Genomic DNA, 25,706 nt, shown 5'->3' with positions numbered 1-25,706 from the left:
TGCAAGAACTTGCGAAATTGTTGCCGTGGATTTCATACCCCTGAGCACGGCTCGGTCAAGGGTCTGCGCGTAACCGAGCCGTAACGGAGGCGGCCGAGCGGGCGAAACGCGGGTAGACGTTGCAAACTTTTGCTGAGCCGTGCAGGCTGCTGCCGAAGTGGATCGTCTTGAGGAGGCGCGGTGTCCGGTCTGTCCGAGATCGCCCGGGCGGCCGGTGTGAGCGCTTCGACGGTGAGTCGGGTGCTCAACCGGCGACCCGGGGTGAACGACGAGACGCGCCAGCGGGTGCTGGCCGTCCTGGCGGAGATGCCCTACACGCCCCGCGGGCTGGGCGCGTTGCAGCGCACCGGGGTCATCGGGCTGCTCGTGCCGGAGCTGTCCAACCCGGTGTTCCCGGCGTTCGCCGAGGCGCTGGAGGTGCGGGCGGCCCGGCTGGGGTACTCGTCGCTGCTGTGCAACACGCGGGCGACGGGGGCGGCGGCGATGGGCGAGGAGGAGTACGTCCGGATGCTGCTCGCCCGCGGCGTCGAGGGCATGGTGTTCGTGTCCCCGGAGATCACCAACGTCGAGGTGCCGCTGGGGCAGGCGCCGCGGCCGAGCTACTACGCGAAGCTGCTGGCCGACGGCGTCCAGATGGTGTTCCTGAACGGGGCCACGCCGTCGTTGGACGTGCCGGACGTGACCGTGGACGAGCAGCACGCCGGGTACGCGGCGACCCGGCACCTGGTGGAGTTGGGGCACCGCAGGGTCGGGTTCGTGTCGGGGCCGGCGCGGTCGTTGCCGTCGCGGTTGAAGCGGGCCGGGTGGGCGGCGGCGCTGGAGGAGGACGGGCTGCCGGCCGGCGCGGAATTCGTGGCGCACGGGCCGTTCGGGCCCGAGGGCGGCGCGGAGGCTGTGGCGGCGTTGTTGGACACCGTGCGGCCCACGGCGGTGATCTGCTCGTCGGACCACATGGCGATCGGCGTGTTGCGGGAGGCGCACCGGCGCGGGTTGCGGGTGCCGGAGGACCTGTCGGTGGTGGGGTTCGACGACATCCCGCTGGCCGCGTACTGCCTGCCGTCGTTGACCACGTTGGCGCAGCCCATCGAGGAGATGGCGGCGGCGGCCGTGGACGAGTTGGTGCACCGGCTGGACCCCGATCGGCGCAGGCGCCCGCCGGGCAACTACACGCGCGTGTTCCGCCCCCGGTTGGTGGTCCGGGAGACCACCGCGCCGCCCGCATTGGTTTAGACCAATGTTTCCCAAGTTGACATAGTCCTACCTGCGCTGATGACTTTTTGCAGGGACGGTGGTCACCCCCACTTCTGTAATTGGTTCTGAACCGTTACGGTCACTTCATGGCGCGGTCGATGCATGTGCGACGCCCCGCGACGCTCGCCTCACTGGCGGCTGAGCTGGGTGTTTCCCGGACAACGGTGTCCAACGCGTACAACCGTCCCGACCAGCTCTCGCCGGAGCTGCGACGCCGGGTGTTGGAGACAGCGAGACGACTCGGGTACCCGGGGCCCGACCCGGTGGCCCGTTCCCTGCGGACGCGCAAGGCGGGGGCGGTGGGCCTGCTGCTCACCGAGAACCTGTCCTACGCGTTCCGCGACCCGGCTGCGATCGGGTTCCTGGAAGGCCTGGCGCTCGCGTGCGAGGACGCCGGCACCGGGCTGCTGCTGGTCCCGGCGAACCCCGAGCGCGAGGACGTGGCGGCCGTGCACCGCGCCGGCGTGGACGGCTTCGTCGTCTACTCCGTGCCCGACGACGACCCGCACCTGGCCGCGGTGCTGGAGCGCCCGGTGCCGACCGTGGTGTGCGACCAGCCCGACCTGGGCAACGTCGACCGCGTCGGCATCGACGACCAGGCCGCCATGAACAGCCTCGCCAGGCACCTGATCGCGTTGGGGCACCGCCGGATCGGCGTGGTGTGCATGCGCCTGGCCCGCGACCGCAACGACGGCTACGTGACCCAGGAGCGCCAGCGGTCCGCGCACTTCCACGTCCAGCGGGCGCGGTTGGCCGGGCTCGCCGAGGCCTTCGGCGAGGTCGGCGTGGACTGGGCGGGCGTGCCGGTGGTGGAGCGGTTCGACCACACCATCACCTCCGGCGCGTCGGCCGCGGCCCAGGTCCTCGACCGCGACCCCCAGATCACCGCGCTCATCTGCACGTCCGACATCCTCGCGCTGGGCGCGTTGGGCGAGGCCCGCAAGCGCGGCCTGAACGTGCCGCACGACCTCACGATCACCGGGTTCGACGGCATCCGCGAGGCCGAGCAGGCCGGGTTGACCACGGTCCGCCAGCCGGTGCTGGAGAAGGGCCGCGCGGCGGGCAAGCTGCTGCTCGACTCCGCGGAGCGCACCCGGCCGCGTTCGGTCACGCTGACCACGGAACTGGTCGTCGGCGCCACGGCCGCCTCGCCGCGCGGTGTGGTGGAGGAGCGCTGGTTCGGCCCGTGATCGTTCGGCCGGGAGGGTCTCAGGTCATCCGGAAGACGACCGGATCACTGGCCTTCCCGGCCACCCGCGCGGTGAGCAGGTAGTCCCCCGGCCCCAGCCGGGTGTGCTTCGCGCAGCCCGGCTCCGACGTGCTGCCGCGCCACTTGATGCCGAAGTCGAAGACCTCGCCCGGCTGCATGACCCGCACCTCGGACCCGCCGGTGTTGAAGCAGTCGTTGCTCGACCACAGGCGCGTCGCCCCGTCCACCGACGTGACGACCAGCTCGCGCACCGCCCGGCCGATCTCCTTCGCGCACGGCAGCGGACCGGTGTTGGACACCAGGATCTTGAACCCGACCTGCTCGCCCGCCGGGTAGGACGCCTTCTCCACCTCGGCCTTGACGCTGATGTTCGCGTCGTCGCACGGCTGCGGCGGCCCCGGCGGCGGGGTCGGCTCGGGCGGTTCGACGGCCGGCGGCGGTGGTGGCGGGGTCGTCGACGAGGAGGAAGGCGGCGCCGGTGTTTCCGCCTGCGGCGGCGGGCTGGAGGACCCCGCGGCGACCGGCGTGGCGTCCGGCACCTGCTCACCGCGCCCGGTGAGCGCCCCGACCAGCCAGACGACCAGCACCAACGCGGCCACCGCACCACCGGCGGCCAGCGCGCGGCGCCGCCAGTACACCGTGGGCGGCAACGGGCCGGTCGGGTCGATCACGGGCTCGAACGTAGCCGGGGACCTGCGGATATCGGCGGAAGCCGGGGTAGCCCGATGCGGTGAACGTGATTCACGACCGGTTCCCTTGGCGGCATGCGGGACGCGGGTTCCAATCGTCGGGCGGCGTTCATCGACTCACGACAAGGGACTCTGGAACACTGGCGCCCGCTATGAGCCTGGACGCGCAGACCCTCATCGACTGGTTCGCCGACACCGCCCGCGACCTGCCCTGGCGGCGCCCCGACTGCACCGCCTGGGGCGTGCTGGTCAGCGAGATCATGTTGCAGCAGACGCCGGTCGCCCGCGTCGAGCCGATCTGGCACGAGTGGCTGGCGCGGTGGCCGAAGCCGTCCGCGATGGCCGAAGCCACGCAGGGCGAGGTGCTGCGGGCGTGGGGGAAGCTCGGGTACCCGCGGCGGGCGCTGCGGTTGCACGCCGCCGCGCAGGCCATCGCGACCGACCACAACGACGTCGTCCCGGATGACGTGGACACCCTCCTCGCCCTGCCCGGCATCGGCGCGTACACGGCCCGCGCGGTGGCGGCTTTCGCCTACGGGCAACGGGTTCCCGTGGTCGACACGAACGTCCGGCGGGTCGTCGCGCGGGCCGTGCACGGGGCCGGGGACGCGGGGCCGCCGTCGACCACCAAGGACATGAAGGACGTCGAAGTCCTGCTGCCCGAGGACGGGGCGGCGGTGTTCTCGGCGGCGCTGATGGAGTTGGGCGCGATCGTCTGCACGGCCCGGTCGCCGCGGTGCGCGGACTGCCCGGTGTTCGAGACGTGCGCGTGGCAGCTCAACGGCCGACCGGCCTACGACGGGCCGGCCAAGGCGGTGCAGAAGTTCGCGGGCACCGACCGGCAGGTGCGCGGGCTGCTGCTGGACGTCCTGCGCGGCACCGCCGAGCCGGTCGGCAAGGACCGGCTGGACCGGGTGTGGTCCGACGCGGGCCAGCGGGACCGGTGCCTGCACTCGCTGCTGGTGGACGGCCTGGTCGAGCAGACCGCGGACGGCCGGTTCGCGCTGCCCGGGGAGCACTGACGTGCACGCCCTGGTGGTGTTCTTCGACGACGAGGCGGACGCGAAGGTCCGCGACCTGTGGCGGCGGATCGGGTCGACGTTCGAGCACCCGCCGCACCTGACCTTCGCCATCGCGGGCACGATCGGGCCGAAGGTGCGGGCCGAGCTGCGCGAGGACCTGTCCCGGCTGTGGCTGCCCGACCTGTACCTGCACACCCTGGGCGTCTTCGCCACCACCGAGAACGTGCTCCAGCTGGGCGCGGTGGTCGACGGTGAGCTGCTGGCCGTGCACTCGGCGATCCACGACGTGCTGGCGGGCCGGGTCAAGGACCCGCAGGCCTACTACCTGCCGGGCAACTGGGTCCCGCACTGCACGCTCGCGCACGGCATGGACGACGAGTCCCTGGTCAAGGCGTTCGCCGCGGTGCACCCGGTGGGCACCATCCGCGCCAAGGTCCGCGAAGTGTCCATCGTGGACACTCAGACCGGCGAGATCGACCCGCTCAGGAAGGCCTCCACCGCGCCCCGGTAGACGTCCGGGGCCTCGTCGTGCACCACGTGCCCCGACTCGGGCACCAGCAGGTGGTGCCCGCCGGTCCGCCGCGCCACCTCCGCCATCTGCCCGGCGCGCAGCCCGCCGCGACCGGCCTCGATGGTCAAGGTGGGACAGCGGATGGCGTCCACGAAGTCCCAGTACGACCGGACACCCCACTCGGCCGCGATCTCGTAGAGGTCGTCGATGTCGGCGATCAGGTGCCAGCCGTCGGCGCGCTCCTCGAACATCTCCTCCACCCGCGGCACCCGGACGACCGACTTCACGTGCGCCAAGGACTGGAACACCGGCCACGAGTCGAAGTACCAGCGCCACTCGTCGACCGTGCGGCCGGTGTTGTCCGGCACCACGTCCTCCGCGACCACGCCCGCGACCAGGTCCGGGCGGGTCGCCGCGAGCGCCCACGCGTGCAGGCCGCCCATCGAGTGGCCGATGACGACGGCCGGCGCGAGGTCGAGGCGTTCGATCACCTCGGCGGCATCGGCGACGAAGTCCTCGGTCCGGTAAGGACCCTTCTGCGGGTTGCGGCCGTGGCCGCGGGCGTCCGTGGCGACCACCCGGCCGTAGGGCTTGAGCCACTGGGCGACCGTCCACCAGGTCGACGCCCGGCTCATCAGACCGTGCAGCAGCAGCAACCCGCGTCCCGATCCGCCGAACTCCGCAACGCTCATGCGTGCATCATGTCGGCATGGCACTGAGCCCCAAGGCCCGCCCTTACCTGCTCGTCGCCGCGGTCGTGCTGGCGGTCGTCGGGGTGCTGGTCGCCAAGACGCCCGGGGAGACCGGCCGCCCGGTCGCGGTCCCGCCCACCAGCACCCCGCCGGTGGTGAACGAGGTCGGCGGGGACGGCGCGGGCGACCCGTACTACCCGCAGGACGGCAACTCCGGTTACGACGTCAGCGGCTACGACGTGTCCATCAGCTACGACCCCGCGACCCGGCACCTCGACGGGAAGACGCGGATCACGGCGGTCGCCACGGCCGACCTCAGCCGGTTCAACCTCGACCTCTACCAGTTGGAGGTGTCCGAGGTGGTGGTCGGCGAGGAGAAGGCGCAGTTCACGCGCGAGGGCGAGCACGAACTGGTCATCACGCCCGCCCAGCCCTTGCGCCGGGACCAGCAGTTCGTGGTGACCGTGACCTACGGGGGCGAGCCGACCGTGGTCCAGGACCGGGCGCTGGGCCGCAGCGGGTGGCAGATCTCCGCGTCCGGCGGCGCGTTCGCGGCCGGCCAGCCGCACTCGGCGACCACCTGGTTCCCCGCCAACGACACCCCGCGCGACAAGGCCACGTTCAAGCTGGCGGCGCGCGTGCCGGACGGGTGGTCGGCGGTGTCCAACGGCGTCGAGGAAGGCACGACCCGCGAGGCCGGGTGGACCACGTTCCGCTGGAACGCCCCGCAGCCCATGGCGACCTACCTGGCGACCGTGGCGATCGACAAGTGGACGTTCGACCGGTCGGTTTTGCCTGATGGGACACCCGTGGTGAGCGCCTACGCGCCCGGCGCGCTGGACGCCCGCGACGACCACCGACGGCTGCCCGAGGTGATCGAGTTCCTGTCCGGGAAGTTCGGGCCGTACCCGTTCCAGGCGGCGGGCGGGATCTTCCTGGTCGACAACATCGGGTTCTCGCTGGAGACCCAGACCCGGCCGATCTACGCGCAGTGGGCCAACCTCGACACGATGGTCCACGAGAACGCGCACATGTGGTTCGGCGACTCGGTGTCGCTGCGGTCGTGGTCCGACATCTGCCTCAACGAGTGCTTCGCCAGCTACGCGCAGTGGATGTGGGAGGAGGGCAAGGACGGCGTCGACCTCGACGACCGGTTCCGCTCGGAGGTCGCCCGCACCCGCGACTCGGAGAACTACTGGGCCCGCAAGCTCTACGACATGGGCCGCGGCAACGAGTTCCGCGGCGTGTACGACAAGGGGCAGCTCGCCGTGCACGCCCTGCGCCGGCAGATCGGCGACGAGTCGTTCGACAAGGTCCTCAAGGGGTGGACGGCGACGCACCGCGACGGCAACGCGTCGTGGCCGGAGTTCGAGGAGCACGTGGAGAAGGTGTCCGGGCAGGACCTGGACGCGTTCTTCGCGGCCTGGTTCCGGGGCGCCGAACTGCCGCCGTCCGACGACCTGCTGTACCCCGGCTCGCTGCGCCGCTGACTGCTACCGTCGAGGCATGGCGGTTGTGAAGATCAACGCGATCCACGTGCCCGACGGTTCCGGCCCGGAGCTGGAGAAGCGGTTCGCCGCGCGACTCGGGGCGGTCGACTCGTCGCCCGGCTTCCTCGGCTTCCAACTGCTGCGCCCGGTGGCCGGTGACACCCGGTACTTCGTGGTCACCCACTGGGAGACCGACGAGGACTTCAAGAACTGGCTGGGCGGGTCCGCGCGCGAGGCGCACTCGGGTGAGCGCGCGAAGCCCGTCGGCACCGGCTCGGACCTGCTGGAGTTCGAGGTGGTCCTGTCGTCGGAACCGAAGAAGTCCTGATCGCCTTTGAGTGATCTTGAGCGGGCCGCGGAGCTGATCGCCTCGGCGGACGCCGTGCTGGTGTGCGCGGGGGCGGGCATGGGGGTCGACTCCGGCCTGCCCGACTTCCGCGGCGACCACGGGTTCTGGCAGGCGTACCCGCCGTACGAGCGGCTGGGGTTGAAGTTCGTCGAGCTGGCCGATCCGGTGCACTTCGCGGAGGACCCGACGCTCGCGTGGGGCTTCTACGGGCACCGGCTCGACCTGTACCGGCGGACCGCGCCGCACGCCGGGTTCGCCGTGCTGCGGGGCTGGGGCGCGCGGGTGTTCACGTCGAACGTGGACGGGCAGTTCCAGCGGGCCGGGTTCACCGACGTGGCCGAGGTGCACGGGTCGATCCACCACTTGCAATGCGTCGAGCCGTGCACCGACGAGGTGTGGGCGGCCGACGACGTGGTGGTCGAGGTCGACCCGGAGACCATGCGCGCGGTGTCGCCACTGCCGTCGTGCCGCAACTGCGGTGGGTTGGCGCGGCCGAACATCCTCATGTTCGGCGATTGGGCGTGGGTGCCGGAGCGGAGCCGGCGGCAGTCGGACGCGTTGGCCGAGTGGCGGCGGGGGAAGCGGAACCTGGTCGTGCTGGAGCTGGGGGCGGGGTTGGCGGTGCCGACCGTGCGGCGGCAGGCGGAGCTGGCCAGTGCCGCGTCCGGGGCGTTGATCAGGATCAACCCGCGTGAGCCGGAGGTGCGGCACGGGCGCGGGGTGTCCCTGCGCATGGGCGCGCTGGAGGCTTTGCGGGCGCTGGCCGCGCTGACCTGAGTCCTACGGTTGCGGGACCACGAAGCGCGCGATGACCGCCCGGTGGTCCGAGCCCGGGATGTCGACCACGTCGAAGTCGTCCACCGGACACCGCCCGTCGACCAGGACGTGGTCGATCGCGACCGGGGGCGGCCACACCCCGCCGCCGGACGGCCACGTGGGTTCGAGTCCCGCGCCGACCTGGTCCGCGGCGTCGACGTAGCCCTGGTTGAGCAGGCGGCGCAGGGCGACGTGGTCGAGGGTCGCGTTGAAGTCGCCCGCGAGCACCCGCACGAGGCCGTCGTGGTCGGGTTCGGGCAGGCCCGCCATGTCCCGCTTCCACTGGTCGGGGCCTTCGGTGACGACCGGCGGCATGGGGTGCACGGACAGGACCTCCATGTCCTCGCCCGGCAGGTCCACGAGGGCGCCCGCCTGGCCGAGGCTGATCGGCGCGGCGAGGGTTCGGGCGGTGAGCGGGAAGCGCGACGCGATGCCCGCTCCAGAGGCACCCGGCTCGGGGGCGAAGACGCGGTGCGGGAGGAGTTCGCCGAGGCCGGCGCGGTCGAGGTCGGCGACCATCTCCGGGGTGAGTTCCTGGAGGGTGAGGACGTCGACCCGGTGCTCCCGGGCGATCCGGACGAGCGCCTCCGCGTCGGCGGTGCCGAACAGCACGTTCGCCGCCATGACCCGGACGGTGAACCCGACCCCGTTGGGCCGCGAGTCCGGGAACACCCGCGGCGCGACCGCCGCCACCAGCACCGCGGCGACCAGCAGGACGACGGTCCCGATCGCCCACCGCCGGAGCAGGAGGGCGAGCACGCCGAGCAGCACGCCGGCCGCGGTGATGTAGGGGATCAGGGCGGTGGTGGCGATCGTGTAGCGGGTGCCGTCGATGCCGAGGAGCCGGAGCCCGGCGGCGGCGAGGAAGGCGGCCGTCGCCACCACCAGCAGGAACGTGACCGACTTGCGCCGGGGACGGTCCTTTCGGTCGGGTCTGACTTCGTCGCTGGCACGTTCCCGGATGTCGACCACGCATCCAGTGTGCCCGGAGATCCAGTGTGCTCGGCGATCCAGTGTGCTCGGCGATCCAGCGCCCGGGATCCGGTGCTGCCCGGCGATCCGTGCCCGGGGATCCGGTGTTGCCCGGCGATCCCGTGCCCGGAGATCCGGTGTGCCGGGCATTTAGGCTGCTCCGGTGAGAGTTGTGCTGACGGGCTTCGAACCGTTCGGCGGCGACCGGACCAACCCGTCCTGGGACGCCGTCCGCCAGGTCATCCCCACCGGCTACGAACTGGTGACCGCCGAACTGCCGTGCTCCTTCACGGAGTCCCTGGTGGCGCTGCGAGCCCTGGTCGCCGAACACTCACCCGACGTCGTCATCTGCGTGGGCCAGGCCGGCGGCCGCGCCGCGATCACCCCCGAGCGCGTGGCGATCAACCTCAACGACGCAAGGATTCCGGACAACTCCGGCGCGCAACCGATCGACGAGCCGGTAATCCCCCACGCCCCCGCCGCGTACTTCACCACCCTGCCCGTAAAAGCCTGCGTCGCCGCTTTGCGGGCGGCGGGAATCCCAGCAGCCGTTTCCCACACCGCGGGCACCTTCGTCTGCAATCACGTCTTCTACGGCTTGATGCACTTGGTGGCGACCGAACACCCCGACTTGCGCGCCGGCTTCGTCCACGTGCCCTACGCCCCCGAACAGGGCCACCCAGAGTCCCCAAGCCTGGCCACGAGCACGGTCGCCAAGGCCCTATCCCTGATCATCAGCACAACCCTCACCACCCCCACCGACCTCCACACGACGGCCGGCACCCTCCACTAACCCACCCCTCCCCCGCCCGCAGACCCCACCACCCCAGCACCAGCCCACTCGGCCCGCCCTGCGCACTTCACCGCCCTGCGCACTTCACCGCCCTGCGCACTTCACCGCCCTGCGCACTTCACCGCCCTGCGCACTTCACCGCCCTGCGCACCTCACCGCCATGTGGCGCCCCACCGCCCTCCGCGCCCCACAGCCCTGCACACGCCGCCGCCCACGCGCACGCCCGCCACGCATGTCGCCGCCCTATGCGCGCCCCCACCGCCCTGTGCCGCCCCGCCGCCCTATGCGCGCTCCCAACGCCCTGTGCCGCCCACCGCCCTGTGCCCGCCCCACCGCCTTGCGCCCCACCGCTCTACGCACGCCACAGCGCCCTCGCAGCAGCCCACCCAGCGACCGCAGCCCGCCCGCCGGGGCGACCCACAGCGCCGCCCAGCCACACCGCTCGCCCAGGCGACCACAGCGCCGCCCAGCCAGCCGCAGCGGCCAGCAGCACGGCCCGTCCACCGGCTAGCCCGCCACCGGCTAGCCCGCCACCGGCTAGCCCGCCACCGACCGGCCCACGCGCCGGCCAGCCCGAACACCGGCCGGCCCGTCCACCGACCGGCCTCCCGGCCAGCCCCACCGCAGGCTCGACACCGCCACGTCCCGGCCGCTCGCCCCGCCGGCCGCGCGACCTCTCCAATCACGGGACGCGGGACCGGCGGATCGGTTCCCAAACCCGCATGTCACTCGATCGACTGAAACCCCCCGAAGCGGCAGAACGCCCCCCGGGAAACCCGGAGGGCGTTCTCACCACACAATGCCGTCAGGCGGACTCGGAGTCCGAGTCGCCGGTGTCGCCACCGGAGGCCGCCAGGTCGACCGGCGGGGCGTCGGGCACCCGGAGGGGCTTCGACTCGCCGCGGAAGACGAAGTGGGCCTTGTCGTCCGGGTCGTTGTCGCCGCCGTCCCAGCCTTCGACGTCGGTGATGATGATCTGGCCCGGCTGGATCTCGCCGAACAGGATCTTCTCCGACAGCTGGTCCTCGATCTCGCGCTGGATCGTCCGGCGCAGCGGCCGGGCGCCGAGGACCGGGTCGAAGCCGCGCTTGGCGAGCAGCTTCTTCGCCCTCTCGGTCAGCTCGATCGCCATGTCCTTGTTCTTCAACTGCTGCTCGACGCGGGCGATCATCAGGTCCACCATCTTGATGATCTCGTCCTGCGTGAGCTGGTGGAAGACGATGATGTCGTCGATGCGGTTGAGGAACTCGGGCCGGAAGTGCTTCTTCAGCTCGTCGTTGACCTTGTTCTTCATGCGCTCGTAGTTGGACGCGGTGTCCTGACCCGAGGTGAAGCCCAGGCCGACGGCCTTGGAGATGTCCGACGTGCCCAGGTTCGAGGTGAAGATGATGACGGTGTTCTTGAAGTCCACCGTCCGGCCCTGACCGTCGGTCAGGCGGCCGTCCTCCAGCACCTGGAGCAGCGTGTTGTACACCTCCTGGTGCGCCTTCTCGATCTCGTCGAACAGCACCACGGAGAACGGCTTCCGGCGCACCTTCTCGGTGAGCTGGCCGCCCTCTTCGTAGCCGACGTAACCGGGAGGGGCACCGAACAGGCGCGACGCGGTGTACCGGTCGTGGAACTCGCCCATGTCGATCTGGATCAGGGCGTCGTCCTCGCCGAACAGGAAGTTCGCCAGCGCCTTGGACAGCTCGGTCTTACCCACGCCGGACGGGCCGGCGAAGATGAACGAGCCGGACGGGCGCTTCGGGTCCTTCAGGCCGGCCCGCGTGCGGCGGATGGCCTGCGACACGGCCTTGACCGCGTCGACCTGGCCGATGATCCGCTTGTGCAGCTCGTCCTCCATGCGGAGCAGACGGGTGGTCTCCTCCTCGGTGAGCTTGAACACGGGGATGCCGGTCCAGTTCGCCAGGACCTCGGCGATCTGCTCGTCGTCCACCTCGGCGACGACGTCGAGGTCGCCGTCCTTCCACTGCTTCTCCCGCTCGGCCTTCTGGCCGAGCAGCTGCTTCTCCTGGTCGCGCAGCTTGGCGGCCCGCTCGAAGTCCTGCGCGTCGATCGCGGACTCCTTGTCGCGGCGCACGTCGGCGATCTTCTCGTCGAACTCGCGCAGGTCCGGCGGCGCGGTCATGCGGCGGATGCGCATCCGGGCGCCGGCCTCGTCGATCAGGTCGATCGCCTTGTCCGGGAGGAACCGGTCGTTGATGTACCGGTCCGCCAGGGTCGCGGCGGCGACCAGCGCCGAGTCGGTGATGGAGACGCGGTGGTGCGCCTCGTACCGGTCGCGCAGGCCCTTGAGGATCTCGATGGTGTGCTCCAGCGACGGCTCGCCGACCTGGATCGGCTGGAACCGGCGCTCCAGGGCGGGGTCCTTCTCGACGTACTTGCGGTACTCGTCGAGGGTGGTCGCGCCGATGGTCTGGAGCTCGCCGCGGGCCAGCATCGGCTTGAGGATCGAGGCCGCGTCGATCGCGCCCTCGGCCGCGCCGGCGCCCACCAGCGTGTGGATCTCGTCGATGAACAGGATGATGTCGCCGCGCGTGCGGATCTCCTTGAGCACCTTCTTCAGGCGCTCCTCGAAGTCACCGCGGTAGCGCGAGCCGGCCACCAGGGAGCCCAGGTCGAGCGTGTAGAGCTGCTTGTCCTTGAGCGTCTCGGGCACCTCGCCCTTGACGACCATCTGCGCCAGGCCCTCGACGACGGCGGTCTTGCCCACGCCGGGCTCGCCGATCAGGACCGGGTTGTTCTTGGTGCGGCGGGACAGCACCTGCATGACCCGCTCGATCTCCTTGGTGCGCCCGATCACCGGGTCGAGCTTGCCCTCGCGCGCGGACGCGGTCAGGTTGCGCCCGAACTGGTCGAGCACCAGGGAGGAGGACGGGGTGCCCTCGCCGCGGCCGCTGGACTCGGCGGCGCCTTCCTTGGTCGAGTAGCCGGAGAGCAGCTGGAGCACCTGCTGGCGGACGCGGTTGAGGTCCGCGCCCAGCTTGACCAGGACCTGCGCGGCGACGCCCTCGCCCTCGCGGATCAGGCCGAGCAGGATGTGCTCAGTGCCGATGTAGTTGTGCCCGAGCTGCAGCGCTTCGCGCAGGGACAGCTCCAGCACCTTCTTGGCGCGCGGGGTGAAGGGGATGTGGCCGGACGGGGCCTGCTGGCCCTGGCCGATGATCTCCTCGACCTGCTGGCGGACGCCCTCCAGCGCGATCCCCAACGACTCCAGCGCCTTGGCGGCGACACCTTCACCCTCGTGGATCAAGCCCAGGAGGATGTGCTCGGTGCCGATGTAGTTGTGGTTGAGCATCCGGGCCTCTTCCTGGGCCAGGACAACCACCCGCCTCGCGCGGTCGGTGAACCTCTCGAACATTCGCACTCCCTGACTGCTGCGCCGGCGGTCCTCGGGCTCACCACAGACTGGCCGTGGAGAGCGCGGCACCGTGGGACCACTGTAGTCGTCAGCCCCGACACTCTCAGTTCCCGTTCGCGTGCAGTCACCTTCGGGGATCTCTGACATCGGTACCAACGCGGGATCTGCCAGGCAGATTCCACGGATCGGGCGATGTCCGCTCAACGCGAACACCCGCCGCGCGGCAACCCCGGCGACGTGACCGGTGTCACCGTCGGCCACCGAGACGAGCAAACCTCGGTAAGGTTAGGCAAGCCTTAAGAACCGACCGCGAGGGCCTTCCACCATGACCGTACCGGCGAGGACACGAGCACGCGAAGCGCGCACGCCCATCGCCGGGTCCGTGGGCCGGGCGAACGCCCTCGCCGAGTGGTGCGAGGTCCGCTTCGGCCTCCCGGAGGACGCCCGCGGCTGGACCGCCACCAGGACCCTCCTGGACGAGCCCGCCCGCTTCGACGCCTGGCGCGCCGACCTGGGCGCCTGGCTCACCGAGAACTACGGCGAGGCCCCGGAGCGCACCACCGCCGGGTACGTCATGAGCTGGTACCTCAGCGTCGTGGGCATGGTCGGCGGCACCCTGTTCCACCAGGCCCGCCGGGTGCCGTCGCTGCGGCCCGCCGACGTGGCGGTGCGCATCGCCGACGAGGGCCGCCCGCACATCGTGGCCGTGGCGCTGCTGGCCGAGGACTTCGCGTGCCTGCCCGACGACCCCGGGGGCAACCACCCGGCGGCCACCGTCGTCGCCGACGAACACGCCCTGGCCGCCCTCCTGCGCGCCCGGTTCGCCGCGCACGCCGCCGAGTTCGTGCGGGCCTTCGGGCCGACCGTGCGGCTGGGCCGGCGGATGCTGTGGGCCGCGGCCACCGACGCCCTGGACGGCGCGGCCTGGCGGGCGGGTCAGCTCTGCGGGGACGAGCAGGCGGGCGTCGCGGACGCCGCCCTGTTGCTCCCGGACAAGATCGAGCCGTTCACATCGGCTTCGACCCTGCACGCCACCGAGTCGGGCTGGACCCGCCGCCGGCAGAGCTGCTGCTTCCACTACGTGCTGCCGGGCGCGCAGGTGTGCGACACCTGCCCGCGCGTCGCCGGCCGTTGATCCGTTCGGCGGTATCCGTTCACATGCGCCGCGCTTCGCGTGACATCGTTATGAACTTCACCATCCGACGTCCGACAAGATCTCCCAAAACAACCGAGGGGCGCCGGTCGAAACCGGCGCCCCTTCGTCGATTGACGTAATTGCCGTGGCGTGCGCCACGCCAATCACGCCTCAGCCCTGCTGGTGGTACGCCTCCAGCACCTCGGCGGGGATGCGCCCGCGATCGGACACCTTCATCCCCTGCTTGCGCGCCCACTCCCGAATGGCCTGGTTCTGCTCCCGGTCGGCGGACGCGGGACGCGCCGCCTTGACCCCGGCCGGACGACCCGGACCGCGCTTGCGACCGCCCGCCTTGCGAGCACTGGCGACGAAGTCGGCGAGAGCGTCGCGGAGCCTGCTCGCATTATCCGCGGAAAGGTCGATCTCGTAGGACACACCGTCCAAACCGAAGCCGACCGTCTCCTCCGCCTTCCCACCGTCCAGGTCATCGACCAGGGTCACGGTGACCTTCTGCGCCATGCGTATCCTCCTGGACTCGAATGCGCGGTTTCCCCGACCGCGACCCAAAGCTTTACGGAGTGCAGGTTAGCGCACAAGTACCGCAATGCGCAGACCGGAGTCGAAGAAGTTACTCATTCCGGGCGCACGAGGGGGAACAGGATCGTCTCCCGGATACCGAGGCCGGTGATGGCCATCAGCAGTCGGTCGATGCCCATTCCCACGCCACCGCTCGGTGGCATTCCGTACTCCAGCGATCGCAGAAAGTCTTCGTCCACCGGCATGGCCTCGACGTCCCCGGCGGCGCTCAACCGGGCCTGGGCTTCCAGCCGCTCCCGCTCCACGACCGGGTCGACCAGTTCCGAGTAACCCGTGGCCAACTCGAATCCCCGCACGTACAGGTCCCACTTTTCGGCGACGCCCGGTTCCGTCCGGTGCTGCCGGGTCAGCGGCGAGGTCTCCACCGGGAAATCCCGCACAAAGGTGGGGGCGTGCAGGTGGTCGCCCACCAGGTGCTCCCACAACTCCTCGACCAGCTTGCCGTGCCCCAGCTCGGGGTCGGTCTCCAGGCCGTGCCGGTCGGCGAGCTTGCGGAGGTGCTCGGCGGGCGTCTCGGGCGTGACGTCCTCGCCCACCGCCTCCGACAGCGACCCGTACATGGTGAGCGTGGTCCACTCGCCGCCCAGGTCGTACTCCGTGCCGTCGGCGAGCGTCACCACGTGCGAGCCGGCGACGGCCATCGCCGCCTCCTGCACCAGCTCGCGGGTCAGCACCGCGTTGGTGTCGTAGGTGGCGTACGCCTCGTAGTACTCCAGCATGGAGAACTCGGGCGAATGGGACGAGTCCATGCCTTCGTTGCGGAAGTTGCGGTTGATCTCGAAGACCTTCTCGATACCGCCGACCACGCACCGCTTGAGGTACAGCTCCGGCGCGATGCGCAGGAACAGGTCCATGTCCAGCGCGTTCGAGCGGGTGACGAACGGCCGGGCCGCCGCGCCGCCCTGCAACGTCTGCAACATCGGGGTCTCGACTTCGACGAATCCGCGCCGGTGGAACGAGTCCCGCAGCGACCGCACGACGGCGGCCCGGTTGCGCACCGTGTTGCGGGCCTGCTCCCGGACGATGAGATCGACGTACCGCTGCCGAATGCGGGTTTCCTCGGCCAGTTCCTTGTGCGCGACCGGTAGCGGACGAAGGGCCTTGGCCGCCATCCGCCACTCGTGCGCCATCACCGACAGTTCACCGCGACGGGACGTGATGACCTCGCCGCGCACGAATACGTGGTCGCCCAAGTCGACGTCGGTCTTCCATTCGCCGAGGGACTCCTCGCCGACGTTGTTCAGGCTCAGCATGGCCTGCAGTTCGGTGCCGTCGCCTTCGCGCAGCGTCGCGAAGCACAACTTCCCGGTGTTGCGCAGGAACATCACCCGGCCGGTGACGCCGACCACCTCTCCGGTGGCGGTGTCCGGTTCCAGGTCCGGGTGCGCTTCCCGGACCTCGCGCAACGTGTGCGTGCGCGGGAGTTCGACGGGATAGGGATCGACCCCGCGCTCCAGCAGCCGCGCCCGCTTCTCCCGGCGCACGCGCAACTGCTCGGGCAGGTCGTCACTGGTCACGGCTGGGTTCGCAGGCTGCTCACTCACGGCAAGAAGGGTACGGAAAGGTCTCTCGGGGATTCGAACGGGTTCTCACTAGGGTGGGTGCGGTGACGGGTGACGACTTGACTGCTCGCCGGGCCAACTCCTTCGGCCCGCAAGCCTCCGCCTACGCACAGCACCGGCCCGACTACCCGGCCGCCGCGATCCGCTGGTCGCTGGCGCCGCTGGGCCCCGGCGCCCACGACGTGCTGGACCTGGCCGCCGGCACCGGCAAGCTGACCGCCGGCATCGTCGCCGAGGGCCACCACGTGACGGCGGTCGAGCCGGACGAGGCGATGCTGTCGGAGCTGGTCCGCCACTGCGGCGGGGTGCGCGCCCTGCCGGGTTCGGCCGAACGCATCCCGGTGCCGGACGCGACGATGGACGCGGTGCTGGTGGGACAGGCGTTCCACTGGTTCGACCCGGCGCGGGCCATGCCCGAGATCGCCCGCGTGCTGCGCCGCGGCGGTGTCCTGGCGGCCATGTGGAACAGCGACGACACCTCGGTCCCGTGGGTGGCGGAGTTCGGCGCGGTCTCCGGCGCGGTCTCGGCCTCCGTGGGCACGGCCGGCCGTTCGGTCCCGGACCACGAGTCGTTCCGCGACGCGACCGACGCCACCTTCCGACACACCCAGCGCCGAACCGCGGAAAGCCTGGTAGCCACGGCCGGCACCCACTCGCACACCCTGGTCATCACCCCCGAGGAACGCGAGGCCCTCCTCGAAAAGATGCTGACCTACCTCCGCTCCCGCCCGGAGACCGCACAGGGCGAGTTCGACGTGCCGCTGATCACCTACGTGAAGCGCCTGATCCGCGTCTGACCCCGTTCAGCGCATGTTGCGCTCGAAGACCAAGCGCAGGCCCAACAGCGTCAGGTCCGGCACGTGGCTCTGGATGGTGGCCGACTCCGTCACCACCAGGGGCGCCAACCCACCGGTCGCGATCACCGCGACCGGCCCCGGCTCACTGGCCTGCAACTCGTCGATGATCCGCCGGACCAGCCCGTCCACCTGACCGACGAACCCGTACACGATCCCGGACTGCAAGCACTCCACGGTGTTCTTGCCGATCACCGACCGCGGCCGGACCAGCTCGACCTTGCGCAGCTGGGCGGCGCGGGCGGCCAGCGCGTCCACCGAGATCTCGATGCCCGGGGCCAGCGCACCGCCCAGGAACTCGCCCTTGGCGGAGATGACGTCGAGGTTGGTGGACGTGCCGAAGTCCACGACCACGCACGCCGTGCTGTGCAGGTGGTGGGCCGCCAGGGTGTTGATCACCCGGTCCGAGCCCACCTCCTTGGGGTTGTCCACCAGCAGCGGCACGCCGGTCCGCACGCCGGGCTCGACCAGCACCTTCGGCACCGACGAGTAGTACCGGCCGAGCATCACGCGCAGTTCGCGCAGCACCGCCGGCACCGTCGACAGCGCCGAGATGCCGGTGATCTTGTCCGCGTACTCGCCGAGCAGGCCGCGCATGGTCAGGGCCAGCTCGTCCGCGGTCATGCGCGCGTCGGTGCGCATCCGCCAGTCGCGGACCAGTTCGGCCTTGTCGCCGGTGCCGTCGTACAGGCCGAGGACGATGTTGGTGTTGCCGACGTCGATGGCGAGCAGCACTTTCCGAACTCCTAGTTCTCGGCCTGGATCAGGGCGTCCAGCGCCGTCGCGTCCTCGGTCTCGGACACCGTCTCCACCGCCGGCTCCGCACCCGGCGCGACCGCGCCCGCCGCCACCGCACCCGACACCAGCCCCGACCCCTCGGGCGCGTGCGCCGGGTCCGCGCCCAGGTCCACGACCTTGTTGTCCGCGTCCACGAAGACGACCTTGGGCTGGTACGCGCGCGCCTCGGCGTCGTCCATCTGCCCGTACGCGATCAGGATCACCAGGTCACCCGGCTTCACCAGGTGCGCGGCGGCGCCGTTGATGCCGATGACGCCGGTGCCGCGCTCGCCCGGGATGACGTAGGTCTCCAGGCGGGCGCCGTTGGTGACGTCGACGATCGCGACCATCTCGCCGGGCAGCAAATCGGCGGCCTCCATGAGGTCGAGGTCGACCGTCACCGAGCCCACGTAGTGCAGGTCGGCCTGGGTGACCGTGGCGCGGTGGATCTTCGACTTGAGCATCGTGCGCAGCATCGCGGTCCCTCTCACTCGTCGCCGGTGCCGAGCAGCACGGGGGCATTGTCGATCAGGCGGGTCGTGCCCACGCGGGCGGCGACGAGCAGGCGGGCGTCGCCGTTCTCCGGGGCCGGGCCGAGGTCCGGCGCCCGCAGCTCCAGGTAGTCCACCGACACCGCGGGTTCGGCGGCCAGCACGTCCGAGGCGGCCTTGAGCACCGCGTCCGCGCCCTGCCCGCTGACGTGCGCGCCGGCCGTCAGGGCGGCGGACAGCGTGGTCGCGGCGAGCCGCTCGTCCTCGGACAGGTACCGGTTGCGGGAGGACAGGGCGAGCCCGTCGGCCTCGCGCACGGTCGGCACGCCCACCACCGCGACCGGGAAGTTCAGGTCGCGGGCCATCCGGTGGATCAGCGTCAGCTGCTGGTAGTCCTTCTCGCCGAACACCGCGTAGGTCGGCTCGACGATGTTGAACAGCTTGGACACCACGGTCAGCACGCCCGCGAAGTGACCGGGCCGGACCGCGCCCTCCAGCTCGTCGCCCAGCGGACCGGGCGACACGGTGACCGTCGACCCGGGCAGGTACATGTCCTCGGCGCCGGGCGCGAACACCAGGCCCACGCCCTCTTCGCGGCACATCTCCAGGTCGGCGTCGAACGTGCGCGGGTAGCGGTCGAGGTCCTCGCCCGCGCCGAACTGGGTCGGGTTCACGAAGATCGACACCACGACCACGGTGTTCTGCATGACCTTGGCCTCGCGGATCAGCTTGCGGTGACCCGCGTGCAGCGCGCCCATGGTCGGCACCAGCGCGATGTTGCGCCCGGCGCCGCGCAGCGCGCGCACCACGCGCCGCAGCCGGTCGGGGTCGCGGTGCACGGTGACGTCGTTGGGCGAGTAGTCGTCCTTGGTGAGCGGCTTGGTCATGCTGGTTCAGTCCTCGAGGGTGGTGCGGACGTCGGTGGCGGCCTCGGGTTTGAGCAGCCCGGCCGCCTCGGCGCGGTCGGCGGTGCGGCGCGCGAGGGTTCGGTACGCGGCAAGGGTCCCAGGCGCCCGCTCGCCCAGGACGCGCAGGTGCTTGGCGACGGTGCCCGCGTCGCCGCGCGCGACCGGTCCGGTGAGGGCGCGGTCGCCGTGGCGCAGGACGTTGTCCAGGGCGGCGGACAGCAGCGGGCCCAGCATCCGCTCGGCGTCCGCGATGCCCGCCGAGCGCAGCACGTCGGCGCAGTCGGCGACCAGCGTGATCAGGTGGTTCGCGCCGTGCGCGAGGGCCGCGTGGTAGAGCGGGCGGGCGGCCTCGGGGATGCGCACGGGTTCGGCGGCCATCTCCACGACCAGGGCCTCGCCGACGTTCCAGGCGGCCTCGTCGCCGTCCGCCGCGGTCACGCCGACCGAGCACGCGGTCATCCGCTCGACGTCCTCGGCGCGGCCGGTGAAGGTCATCACGGGGTGCAGCGCCACGCACAGCGCGCCGACCTCCGCCGCCGGCGCCAGCACGCCGATGCCCTGCGCGCCGCTGGTGTGCACCACGATCTGCCCGGCGCGCAGCGACCCGGTGGCGACGAGCCCGCGCACCAGCCCGGCCAGCTCGTCGTCGGGGACGGCCAGCAGCACCAGGTCCGCGGACGCGGCGACCTCGGGCGGGGGCAGGACGGGGACTTCGGGGAGGAGTTCCTCGGCGCGGGCCAGCGAGGCGCGCGACACCGCGGACACCGAGCCGACGACGTGGCCCGCCCGGGTCAGGGCGGCGCCCAGCACCGAGCCCACCCGGCCGGCGGAGATCACTCCGACAGCCAGCCGCGCGGGGCGGGGGGTCGCGTCCATGCGACGTCACTCCGTTCGAGGCGTTCCAGTCCCGTGGTCGGGTACCGGACGACGGCCGCGAGCGTAATCCGCGTCCGCCGGACCGGGCGTCAACTGCGACGAACACCACCCGCGGCCTTGAGCGCCCCCGGCGCGTCGATCGCCGTCTGACGTGCGGCGATGAGCGCTTCGAGGAGGGCCGCGTGACGTTCTTCCGAGCCCGCCCCGGCGGTGCCCGAGGCGATCCGGTGGCGCAGGAAAGCGAGTTCCGTCGCGGCCACCTGGTACCCGGCCACGGCCCGCGCGGCCTGCTCGCCGACCTTGCGCCGCACGGTCCGCCGCCACCGCCGACGGCCCTGGAGGCTGGCCAGCAGGGTGACCTCGCTGGAGGCGATCCACCGGTTGGCGGCCATCTCCGGCAGCTGGCCGGCGACGATGCGCTGCTCGCGGCGGCGCTGCCAGACCACCAGCCACACCATCGCGGCGAAGACGGGGACCATGATCAGGAAGTACAGGTTGATGAACGTCGAGCCGGTGCCGACCGTGGTGGAGAAGTTCCACAGCGAGTGCAGGCCCGCCGCGCCGACGTAACCGAGGATCGGGACGATCACCCGGACCCGCTTGTTCGTCGTCATGGCCGCGATGCCGATGCCGATGCCGGTCATGGACGTGAACAGCGGGTGCGCGAACGGCGAGAGCACCCCGCGCAGGATGAACAGGGCGATCACACCGCTGGACAGGTCGCCGAACCCGGAGTCCACGAAGACGCGGGCGAAGTAGTAGATGTTCTCGGTGTAGGCGAACCCGGCGGCGGTGACGCCCGCGTAGACGATGCCGTCCACCACGCCGTCGAACTCCTCGCGGCGGCGCAGGAACAAGGCGATCACGAACGCGGCCTTGGTCGCCTCCTCGACGATCGGCGCCCCGATCACGGCGGCGAACGTCGACCCGTCACCATCGTTGAGCAGGTCGCCGAGCACGTGCGCGGTCTGGTTGAACACCAGCGAGGTGATCGTCGCGCCGCACGCGCCCCACGCGAAGGCCAGCAGCAGGATCTTCGCCGGCTCCGGCTCCCACCGGTCGACCCACAGGAACGCGCCGAGCACCGCGACCACGGGCAGCAGCGCGGCGACCGCGCCGACCAGGATCGGGGTGAGGCCGATCTTGCTGGTGCCCAGGCCGAGCAGCACCAGGCCGCACACACCCAGGGCGATCAGGCCGACCACCGGCAGCAGGACGGTCCAGCGGCGCTGGTTCGCGCGCTTGCGGGCAGGGGAGGCGGACACAGTGCGCAACCTTAAAGGGACACTTGACCGATGCGGGATTCGGAAGGGGCGTGGCGCGCGGCGCTGTACGGGCCGGACGGCTTCTTCACCCGCGGTTCGGTGCCCGCCGACCACTTCCGGACCGCGCCCTTGATCGGCTCTGAGCTGGCCGAAGCGTTGTTGGTGCTCCTCGATCGGGTGGATTTCGCGTTGGGCCGGCCGGCGCGGGTGGATTTCGTCGACGTCGGGGCGGGTGGCGGCGAGCTGTCGGCGGCGGTGCGGGGGTTGGCGAGCGGGTCGTTGGGGCGGCGGTTGCGCGTGACGGCGGTGGACGTCGGGCCGGTGCGGGACCTGCCCGGGGTGGCGTGGGAGCGGTCGCTGCCGGGTTCTGTCGTCGGGTTGCTGGTGGGTCACGAGTGGCTGGACGCGATCCCGTGCCCGGTGGTGGAGTGGCCGTGCGACGACCCTTGGCTGGCGCGGTGGTGGCCGTTGCGGCCGGGGTGGCGGGCGGAGATCGGCGCGCCGCGGGATGCGGCGTGGGCGGACGCGGTGTCCCGGGTGCGGGGGGCGGCGCTGGCCATCGACTACGGGCACGTTCGTGCGGACCGTGCTGCCGGCCGGTACCCGTCGGGGACTTTCGCCGCTTATCGCGGGGGGCGGCAGGTCGAGCCCGCGTTCGACGGTTCTTGCGACTTGACCGCGCACGTGGCTTTGGACGCTTGCGGTGCCGCGGCCGGGGGCGACCGGGTTTTGGTGTCCCAGCGCGATGCTCTGGCGGCTTTGGGGCTGACTGCTGTGGCCGGCGGGTCGGGGATGGCGTGGCTGGAGTCGTTGGCGCGGTCGGGGCGGGTGGCGGAGCTGCGGGACCCGGCGGGGTTGGGGGCGTTCGGGTGGCTTTTGCACGGGGTCGGCGTGCCGGTCGGTGATCTCCTGCCGCCGCTGCCTCCGTGGCGGCCCTGAGCCGACTCCTCCAGCCCGAGCCGAGCCGACCGCCTCGTAGCCCGCGGCAACCGACCGACTCGCGGCCCGGGTCGAGCGGGATTGTCGGTGGCTCGTGGGATCATGGAGTCGGGGGCCGGAGGCCACAGCCGGAGCGCGAGCGGGCGGCGTGCGAGCATGGAGCGGTGGAGATCACCGTTGGCGTCGGGGCCGGGGCGCGTCACCTGGGCGTGGACCGGGTGGTCGACCTCGGTCCGTTGCACCCGTCCGCGCACGGCGCGTACCGCCTCCGCCTGACCGTCCGCGACGACGAGACCATCACCGCCGCCGAACCCCTCGTCGGCCACCTCCACCGGGGCGCCGAGAAGCTGTTCGAGGTCCGCGACTACCGGCAGGTCCTCACCCTCGCCAACCGCCACGACTGGCTCGCCGCCTTCTGCAACGAACTCGCCGTCGCCCTCGCCGTCGAGCGCATGACCGGCATGGACGTCCCGCCCCGCGCCCAGGTCCTCCGCGCACTGCTGTGCGAGCTGAACCGGATCATGGCGCACCTGGTCTTCCTCACCCCGCTCACCGGCCAGGTCGCCGCGGACGGACGGGAAGCGGTCCAGACCGTGCTGGAGGAGGCGTCCGGCGGGCGGATCCACTTCATGTTCAACCGGATCGGCGGGTTGCGCGAGGACGTCCCGGCCGGGTGGGTCGAGCGGGCCCGGGCAGCGGTGTCCGCAGTGGACACTGGCGGGATTCCCGAAGGGCTGCGAGGAAAAGGCGTGCTGAGCCGGGAGGCGGCCCTGGCGCACGGCGTCACCGGGCCGATCGGACGGGCGTCCGGGGTGGACCTCGACCTGCGCCGCGACGACCCCTCGCCGGGCTACCGCGACCTGGACGTCCAGCCGGTCGTGCGGACCGAAGGGGACGCCCTCGCCCGCGTCCAGTGCCTGGTGGACGAGGTCCGGCAGTCCGTTCGACTGGTGCACCGGTGCCTGGACCGGCTGCCGAGCGGACCGGTCAACCTACGCCTGCCCAAAGCGATCAAGGCACCCGAGGGCGCGGTCTACACGCGGGTCGAAGCGCCGCTGGGGACGTCCGGCGTGCTGCTGGCGTCGCGGGGCGAGAAGACGCCGTGGCGGCTCAAGCTGCGGACGCCGTCGTTCAACAACGTCCAGGCCCTGTCCGCGCTGCTGCCGGGCACCCGGGTGGACGACCTGCCGGCCGTGCTCGGGTCGTTCGCGGTCGTGGTCGGGGACATCGACAAGTAGGGTCGACCGGCTCAGTCCTCGCCGCGCCGACGCCTGCGCCGCGGGGAGTCCGTCCCGCCGAACGCGGCGAGCAACTCGCTGACCGACTTGCCGTCCGCGTGCGCGCCGGCCGCTTCGGGCGCGGTGTGCTCGGGGGCGCGCCTGCGCCCGGAGACCTCGGTGGACGACCGCGCGGCGGGTTCCGCGGACACCGGCTCGTACGACCCGGTGTGCTCGGCGGCCCGACGCGTGGTGGCGGGGGTGACGGGACGGAAGCCGGCCCCGGTCGCCGCAGCCCGCCGCCCCTTGGACTCGGCTTGGCCGGCGTTCTCGACGGGACGGAACCCGCCGGTCATCTCGGCGGCGCGGCGCACGGCGGTCGGCCTGGCCAGCCCGGCGTCCACAGTGGACTCGTGCGCACCGAAACCAGCGGTCTCGGCGGCCGCTCGACGCCCACCGGACTCGGCGCTGTGCGACGGCGTCACCGCGGGGAAGCCACCGGTCTGCTCCGCGCGACGACCGGACTCGGTGCGGGACGGGGTCACGGCCGGGAAGCCGCCGGTTTGTTCGGCACGACGACCGGACTCGGTGCGGGACGGCGTCACGGCCGGGAAGCCGCCGGTCTGGCGGACCGAACTCGCTGCCACGGTGCGGAAACCGCCGGTCTGCTCCACACGCCGGCCCGCGGACTCGGCCGGGCGCGACTCGACCTGACGAGACTCGATCGGAGGACGGGACTCGGTGACTCGCGACTCGGACAGGCGGGACTCGGCGGAACGGGAGTCGGAAATTCGGGAGTCGGCGGAGCGGGAGACGGCCGGGCGGGCATCGGCGGAGCGGGACTCGGTGGAGCGGAGGTCGGCCGAGGCGCGGCGGGCGGCCTGGTCGGCTGCCACCGCGTCGCGGCTGATCATCTCGGTCCGCTCGGCGACCCGGCTGCGCCGCTCACCCTGGGCGGGCTCGGCGTCGAGTCCGATGCCCAGGCGGCCGGCGTCCAGCGCGACGCCCTCGCCCTGCCGGCGCACCTCCGCGGACCGCACCCCCTCACCGTGCTCCGCGGCCGGACGAGCCGGGCGGGCCGGTTCCGGGCGGCGGGTCGGTTGGGCGGGGGTGCCGGGAGTCAGGCGGCCGGCGAGGTCGGCGCGGTTCACGCGTTCCGTCGACTCCGCACGGGCCGCGGCGGGGCGTTGCGGGGTGGTGCGGAGGGGTTCGCGGCGGGCCGGCTGGGGCTGGTCGCGACGGGCGGGGTCTGGGCGTCCCGGATCCGGGCGGGTGGGTTCGGGACGCCGCACCTGGTCCTTGCGGGAACCGTCGTGCGCGACCCGTTCGATCAGCTCGGTGCGGTCCGGCGCGGGCTTCTCCACGGCTTTCGCAGCCGCAACGGCCTTCGCGGGCGCCGCCGAGATGATCCGCTGGTCGCCGACGGCCATCAGCCGGGACTGGTCGGACAGCGCGCGCATCCGGGTCGACTCCGCGCGCAGCGCCACCCGTTCGACCAGCACCTCGCCGCCGAGCAGCGCCTCCAGGTTCTCCCGCAGCACGCGCAGCTCGTTGCGCAGCGCCTCCAGGTCCTCGCGGGACTCCTCGCGCACCCGACGCCGGGTCTCCGCCTCCAGCTCCAGCTCGTACTCGCGCCGGGCGGCGACCTCGCGCTCCAGTTCCAGCTCGTACACGGACTGGAGGTCGGCCACCTCGTCGTCACGGTCCGCTACCTGCCGGCGGTAGCGGGCGGCGAGGAACGCCCCGGTCAGCGCAGCCCACAGGGCGGCGACCACGGCCAGTCTCAACCAACGGGCGTTGTCGCTGAGGACCAGCACCGCCGCGGCACCGAGTGCGAGCGCCAACGCTGCTACCAGCAGTAGTCGCCCGATGCCACGACCGTGATCTTGCTGCTCGCCGTCCTGCGACGCGCCTCGCCCGGTCATG

The 25,706-nt window shown here is 71.9% G+C and carries 24 protein-coding genes; 12 read left to right on the top strand and 12 right to left on the bottom strand.

What is annotated here, in order from left to right:
* The first annotated feature begins 180 nt into the window (after positions 1–180).
* Together RIN75_RS04255 and RIN75_RS04250 are read left to right on the top strand one after the other, a co-directional pair.
* Positions 181–1,230, top strand: a complete 1,050-nt coding sequence (locus tag RIN75_RS04255) for a LacI family DNA-binding transcriptional regulator (protein ID WP_309110392.1) — start codon at positions 181–183, stop codon at positions 1,228–1,230.
* Positions 1,231–1,337: 107 nt separating this feature from the next.
* The gene (locus tag RIN75_RS04250; RefSeq protein WP_309110391.1) at positions 1,338–2,441 is read left to right on the top strand and encodes a LacI family DNA-binding transcriptional regulator; all 1,104 of its coding nucleotides are present in this window, start codon (positions 1,338–1,340) and stop codon (positions 2,439–2,441) included.
* A gap of 19 nt (positions 2,442–2,460) precedes the next feature.
* On the opposite strand, the gene RIN75_RS04245 is transcribed toward RIN75_RS04250, so the two are convergent.
* Complete coding sequence (locus RIN75_RS04245) at positions 2,461–3,132, bottom strand: hypothetical protein (protein WP_309110390.1); 672 nt, start codon at positions 3,130–3,132, stop codon at positions 2,461–2,463.
* A 170-nt stretch (positions 3,133–3,302) separates the two neighbouring features.
* Between RIN75_RS04245 and RIN75_RS04240 the strand changes: the two genes are divergently transcribed.
* Both RIN75_RS04240 and RIN75_RS04235 read left to right on the top strand, forming a co-directional pair.
* Positions 3,303–4,172, top strand: coding sequence for an A/G-specific adenine glycosylase (locus RIN75_RS04240; RefSeq protein WP_309110389.1), 870 nt, complete (start codon positions 3,303–3,305; stop codon positions 4,170–4,172).
* Between the two features lies 1 nt (position 4,173).
* Complete coding sequence (locus RIN75_RS04235) at positions 4,174–4,683, top strand: 2'-5' RNA ligase family protein (protein ID WP_309110388.1); 510 nt, start codon at positions 4,174–4,176, stop codon at positions 4,681–4,683.
* On the opposite strand, the gene RIN75_RS04230 is transcribed toward RIN75_RS04235, so the two are convergent.
* The gene (locus RIN75_RS04230) at positions 4,632–5,375 is read right to left on the bottom strand and encodes an alpha/beta hydrolase (RefSeq protein ID WP_309110387.1); all 744 of its coding nucleotides are present in this window, start codon (positions 5,373–5,375) and stop codon (positions 4,632–4,634) included. The genes RIN75_RS04235 and RIN75_RS04230 overlap by 52 nt on opposite strands.
* Before the next feature lie 17 nt (positions 5,376–5,392).
* Between RIN75_RS04230 and RIN75_RS04225 the strand changes: the two genes are divergently transcribed.
* Genes RIN75_RS04225 through RIN75_RS04215 form a run of 3 tightly spaced genes read left to right on the top strand, consistent with a single transcriptional unit; the run spans position 5,393 to position 7,991 of the window.
* On the top strand, positions 5,393–6,865 hold the full coding sequence (locus tag RIN75_RS04225) for a M1 family metallopeptidase (protein ID WP_309110386.1): 1,473 nt from the start codon (positions 5,393–5,395) through the stop codon (positions 6,863–6,865).
* A 16-nt stretch (positions 6,866–6,881) separates the two neighbouring features.
* Positions 6,882–7,193 (top strand): antibiotic biosynthesis monooxygenase, encoded by a 312-nt coding sequence (locus RIN75_RS04220; protein ID WP_309110385.1) that lies wholly within the window; start codon positions 6,882–6,884, stop codon positions 7,191–7,193.
* A gap of 6 nt (positions 7,194–7,199) precedes the next feature.
* Entirely contained in the window at positions 7,200–7,991 is a 792-nt protein-coding gene (locus tag RIN75_RS04215; protein ID WP_309110384.1) for a Sir2 family NAD-dependent protein deacetylase, read from the top strand.
* 3 nt (positions 7,992–7,994) lie between these two features.
* Here the strand turns inward: RIN75_RS04215 and RIN75_RS04210 are convergent, their stop codons facing one another.
* Complete coding sequence (locus RIN75_RS04210; RefSeq protein ID WP_309110383.1) at positions 7,995–9,002, bottom strand: endonuclease/exonuclease/phosphatase family protein; 1,008 nt, start codon at positions 9,000–9,002, stop codon at positions 7,995–7,997.
* 163 nt (positions 9,003–9,165) lie between these two features.
* On the opposite strand from RIN75_RS04210, the gene pcp reads away from it, so the two are divergent.
* Complete coding sequence (pcp, locus tag RIN75_RS04205) at positions 9,166–9,795, top strand: pyroglutamyl-peptidase I (RefSeq protein ID WP_309110382.1); 630 nt, start codon at positions 9,166–9,168, stop codon at positions 9,793–9,795.
* An 805-nt stretch (positions 9,796–10,600) separates the two neighbouring features.
* Here the strand turns inward: pcp and RIN75_RS04200 are convergent.
* Complete coding sequence (locus RIN75_RS04200; protein ID WP_309110381.1) at positions 10,601–13,159, bottom strand: ATP-dependent Clp protease ATP-binding subunit; 2,559 nt, start codon at positions 13,157–13,159, stop codon at positions 10,601–10,603.
* Positions 13,160–13,484: 325 nt separating this feature from the next.
* On the opposite strand from RIN75_RS04200, the gene RIN75_RS04195 reads away from it, so the two are divergent.
* On the top strand, positions 13,485–14,294 hold the full coding sequence (locus RIN75_RS04195; RefSeq protein WP_309110380.1) for a (2Fe-2S)-binding protein: 810 nt from the start codon (positions 13,485–13,487) through the stop codon (positions 14,292–14,294).
* Positions 14,295–14,465: 171 nt separating this feature from the next.
* On the opposite strand, the gene RIN75_RS04190 is transcribed toward RIN75_RS04195, so the two are convergent.
* Together RIN75_RS04190 and lysS are read right to left on the bottom strand one after the other, a co-directional pair.
* The gene (locus RIN75_RS04190) at positions 14,466–14,813 is read right to left on the bottom strand and encodes an Lsr2 family protein (protein WP_073886911.1); all 348 of its coding nucleotides are present in this window, start codon (positions 14,811–14,813) and stop codon (positions 14,466–14,468) included.
* Positions 14,814–14,926: 113 nt separating this feature from the next.
* The gene (lysS, locus tag RIN75_RS04185) at positions 14,927–16,435 is read right to left on the bottom strand and encodes a lysine--tRNA ligase (protein ID WP_309110379.1); all 1,509 of its coding nucleotides are present in this window, start codon (positions 16,433–16,435) and stop codon (positions 14,927–14,929) included.
* Between the two features lie 62 nt (positions 16,436–16,497).
* On the opposite strand from lysS, the gene RIN75_RS04180 reads away from it, so the two are divergent.
* Positions 16,498–17,250, top strand: coding sequence for a class I SAM-dependent methyltransferase (locus RIN75_RS04180; protein WP_309110378.1), 753 nt, complete (start codon positions 16,498–16,500; stop codon positions 17,248–17,250).
* Between the two features lie 6 nt (positions 17,251–17,256).
* On the opposite strand, the gene RIN75_RS04175 is transcribed toward RIN75_RS04180, so the two are convergent.
* The 5 genes from RIN75_RS04175 to RIN75_RS04155 all read right to left on the bottom strand — a co-directional run bounded on the left by RIN75_RS04175 (position 17,257) and on the right by RIN75_RS04155 (position 21,624).
* Positions 17,257–18,042 carry a type III pantothenate kinase gene (locus tag RIN75_RS04175; RefSeq protein WP_309110377.1) on the bottom strand — a complete coding sequence of 262 codons (786 nt, stop codon included), beginning with the start codon at positions 18,040–18,042 and terminating at the stop codon, positions 17,257–17,259.
* A gap of 11 nt (positions 18,043–18,053) precedes the next feature.
* The gene (gene panD / locus RIN75_RS04170) at positions 18,054–18,560 is read right to left on the bottom strand and encodes an aspartate 1-decarboxylase (protein WP_309110376.1); all 507 of its coding nucleotides are present in this window, start codon (positions 18,558–18,560) and stop codon (positions 18,054–18,056) included.
* A gap of 11 nt (positions 18,561–18,571) precedes the next feature.
* Positions 18,572–19,462, bottom strand: coding sequence for a pantoate--beta-alanine ligase (gene panC, locus RIN75_RS04165; protein ID WP_309110375.1), 891 nt, complete (start codon positions 19,460–19,462; stop codon positions 18,572–18,574).
* A gap of 6 nt (positions 19,463–19,468) precedes the next feature.
* Positions 19,469–20,359: a DUF2520 domain-containing protein gene (locus RIN75_RS04160; protein ID WP_309110374.1), complete on the bottom strand. Its 891-nt coding sequence runs from the start codon at positions 20,357–20,359 to the stop codon at positions 19,469–19,471.
* An 89-nt stretch (positions 20,360–20,448) separates the two neighbouring features.
* A complete protein-coding gene (locus tag RIN75_RS04155; protein ID WP_309110373.1) occupies positions 20,449–21,624 on the bottom strand; it encodes a PrsW family intramembrane metalloprotease in 1,176 nt (391 codons plus the stop codon).
* Between the two features lie 30 nt (positions 21,625–21,654).
* Here RIN75_RS04155 and RIN75_RS04150 point away from each other — a divergent pair, with 30 nt between their 5' ends.
* Together RIN75_RS04150 and RIN75_RS04145 are read left to right on the top strand one after the other, a co-directional pair.
* Positions 21,655–22,563, top strand: coding sequence for an SAM-dependent methyltransferase (locus RIN75_RS04150; RefSeq protein ID WP_309110372.1), 909 nt, complete (start codon positions 21,655–21,657; stop codon positions 22,561–22,563).
* 164 nt (positions 22,564–22,727) lie between these two features.
* Positions 22,728–23,801 (top strand): NADH-quinone oxidoreductase subunit D, encoded by a 1,074-nt coding sequence (locus RIN75_RS04145; RefSeq protein ID WP_309110371.1) that lies wholly within the window; start codon positions 22,728–22,730, stop codon positions 23,799–23,801.
* 11 nt (positions 23,802–23,812) lie between these two features.
* On the opposite strand, the gene RIN75_RS04140 is transcribed toward RIN75_RS04145, so the two are convergent.
* Positions 23,813–25,705, bottom strand: coding sequence for a DUF6779 domain-containing protein (locus RIN75_RS04140; protein ID WP_309110370.1), 1,893 nt, complete (start codon positions 25,703–25,705; stop codon positions 23,813–23,815).
* Position 25,706: the final 1 nt, after the last annotated feature.

It is taken from the genome of Saccharothrix sp. (genome assembly GCF_031180885.1).
Taxonomy (GTDB): domain Bacteria; phylum Actinomycetota; class Actinomycetes; order Mycobacteriales; family Pseudonocardiaceae; genus Actinosynnema.
Note: the sequence above shows the minus strand (reverse complement) of the source record. Positions and strands in the feature narration are given on the sequence as shown.

What these genes read in the sequence shown, in the direction of transcription:
- RIN75_RS04240 (WP_309110389.1), top strand. Translation starts at nt 3,303, where the DNA reads ATGAGCCTGGACGCGCAGACCCTCATCGACTGGTTCGCCGACACCGCC.
- RIN75_RS04200 (WP_309110381.1), bottom strand. Translation starts at nt 13,159, where the DNA reads ATGTTCGAGAGGTTCACCGACCGCGCGAGGCGGGTGGTTGTCCTGGCC.
- RIN75_RS04220 (WP_309110385.1), top strand. Translation starts at nt 6,882, where the DNA reads ATGGCGGTTGTGAAGATCAACGCGATCCACGTGCCCGACGGTTCCGGC.
- RIN75_RS04160 (WP_309110374.1), bottom strand. Translation starts at nt 20,359, where the DNA reads ATGGACGCGACCCCCCGCCCCGCGCGGCTGGCTGTCGGAGTGATCTCC.
- RIN75_RS04190 (WP_073886911.1), bottom strand. Translation starts at nt 14,813, where the DNA reads ATGGCGCAGAAGGTCACCGTGACCCTGGTCGATGACCTGGACGGTGGG.
- RIN75_RS04225 (WP_309110386.1), top strand. Translation starts at nt 5,393, where the DNA reads ATGGCACTGAGCCCCAAGGCCCGCCCTTACCTGCTCGTCGCCGCGGTC.
- RIN75_RS04230 (WP_309110387.1), bottom strand. Translation starts at nt 5,375, where the DNA reads ATGAGCGTTGCGGAGTTCGGCGGATCGGGACGCGGGTTGCTGCTGCTG.
- RIN75_RS04195 (WP_309110380.1), top strand. Translation starts at nt 13,485, where the DNA reads ATGACCGTACCGGCGAGGACACGAGCACGCGAAGCGCGCACGCCCATC.
- RIN75_RS04250 (WP_309110391.1), top strand. Translation starts at nt 1,338, where the DNA reads ATGGCGCGGTCGATGCATGTGCGACGCCCCGCGACGCTCGCCTCACTG.
- RIN75_RS04150 (WP_309110372.1), top strand. Translation starts at nt 21,655, where the DNA reads ATGCGGGATTCGGAAGGGGCGTGGCGCGCGGCGCTGTACGGGCCGGAC.
- RIN75_RS04140 (WP_309110370.1), bottom strand. Translation starts at nt 25,705, where the DNA reads ATGACCGGGCGAGGCGCGTCGCAGGACGGCGAGCAGCAAGATCACGGT.
- panC (WP_309110375.1), bottom strand. Translation starts at nt 19,462, where the DNA reads ATGACCAAGCCGCTCACCAAGGACGACTACTCGCCCAACGACGTCACC.
- panD (WP_309110376.1), bottom strand. Translation starts at nt 18,560, where the DNA reads ATGCTGCGCACGATGCTCAAGTCGAAGATCCACCGCGCCACGGTCACC.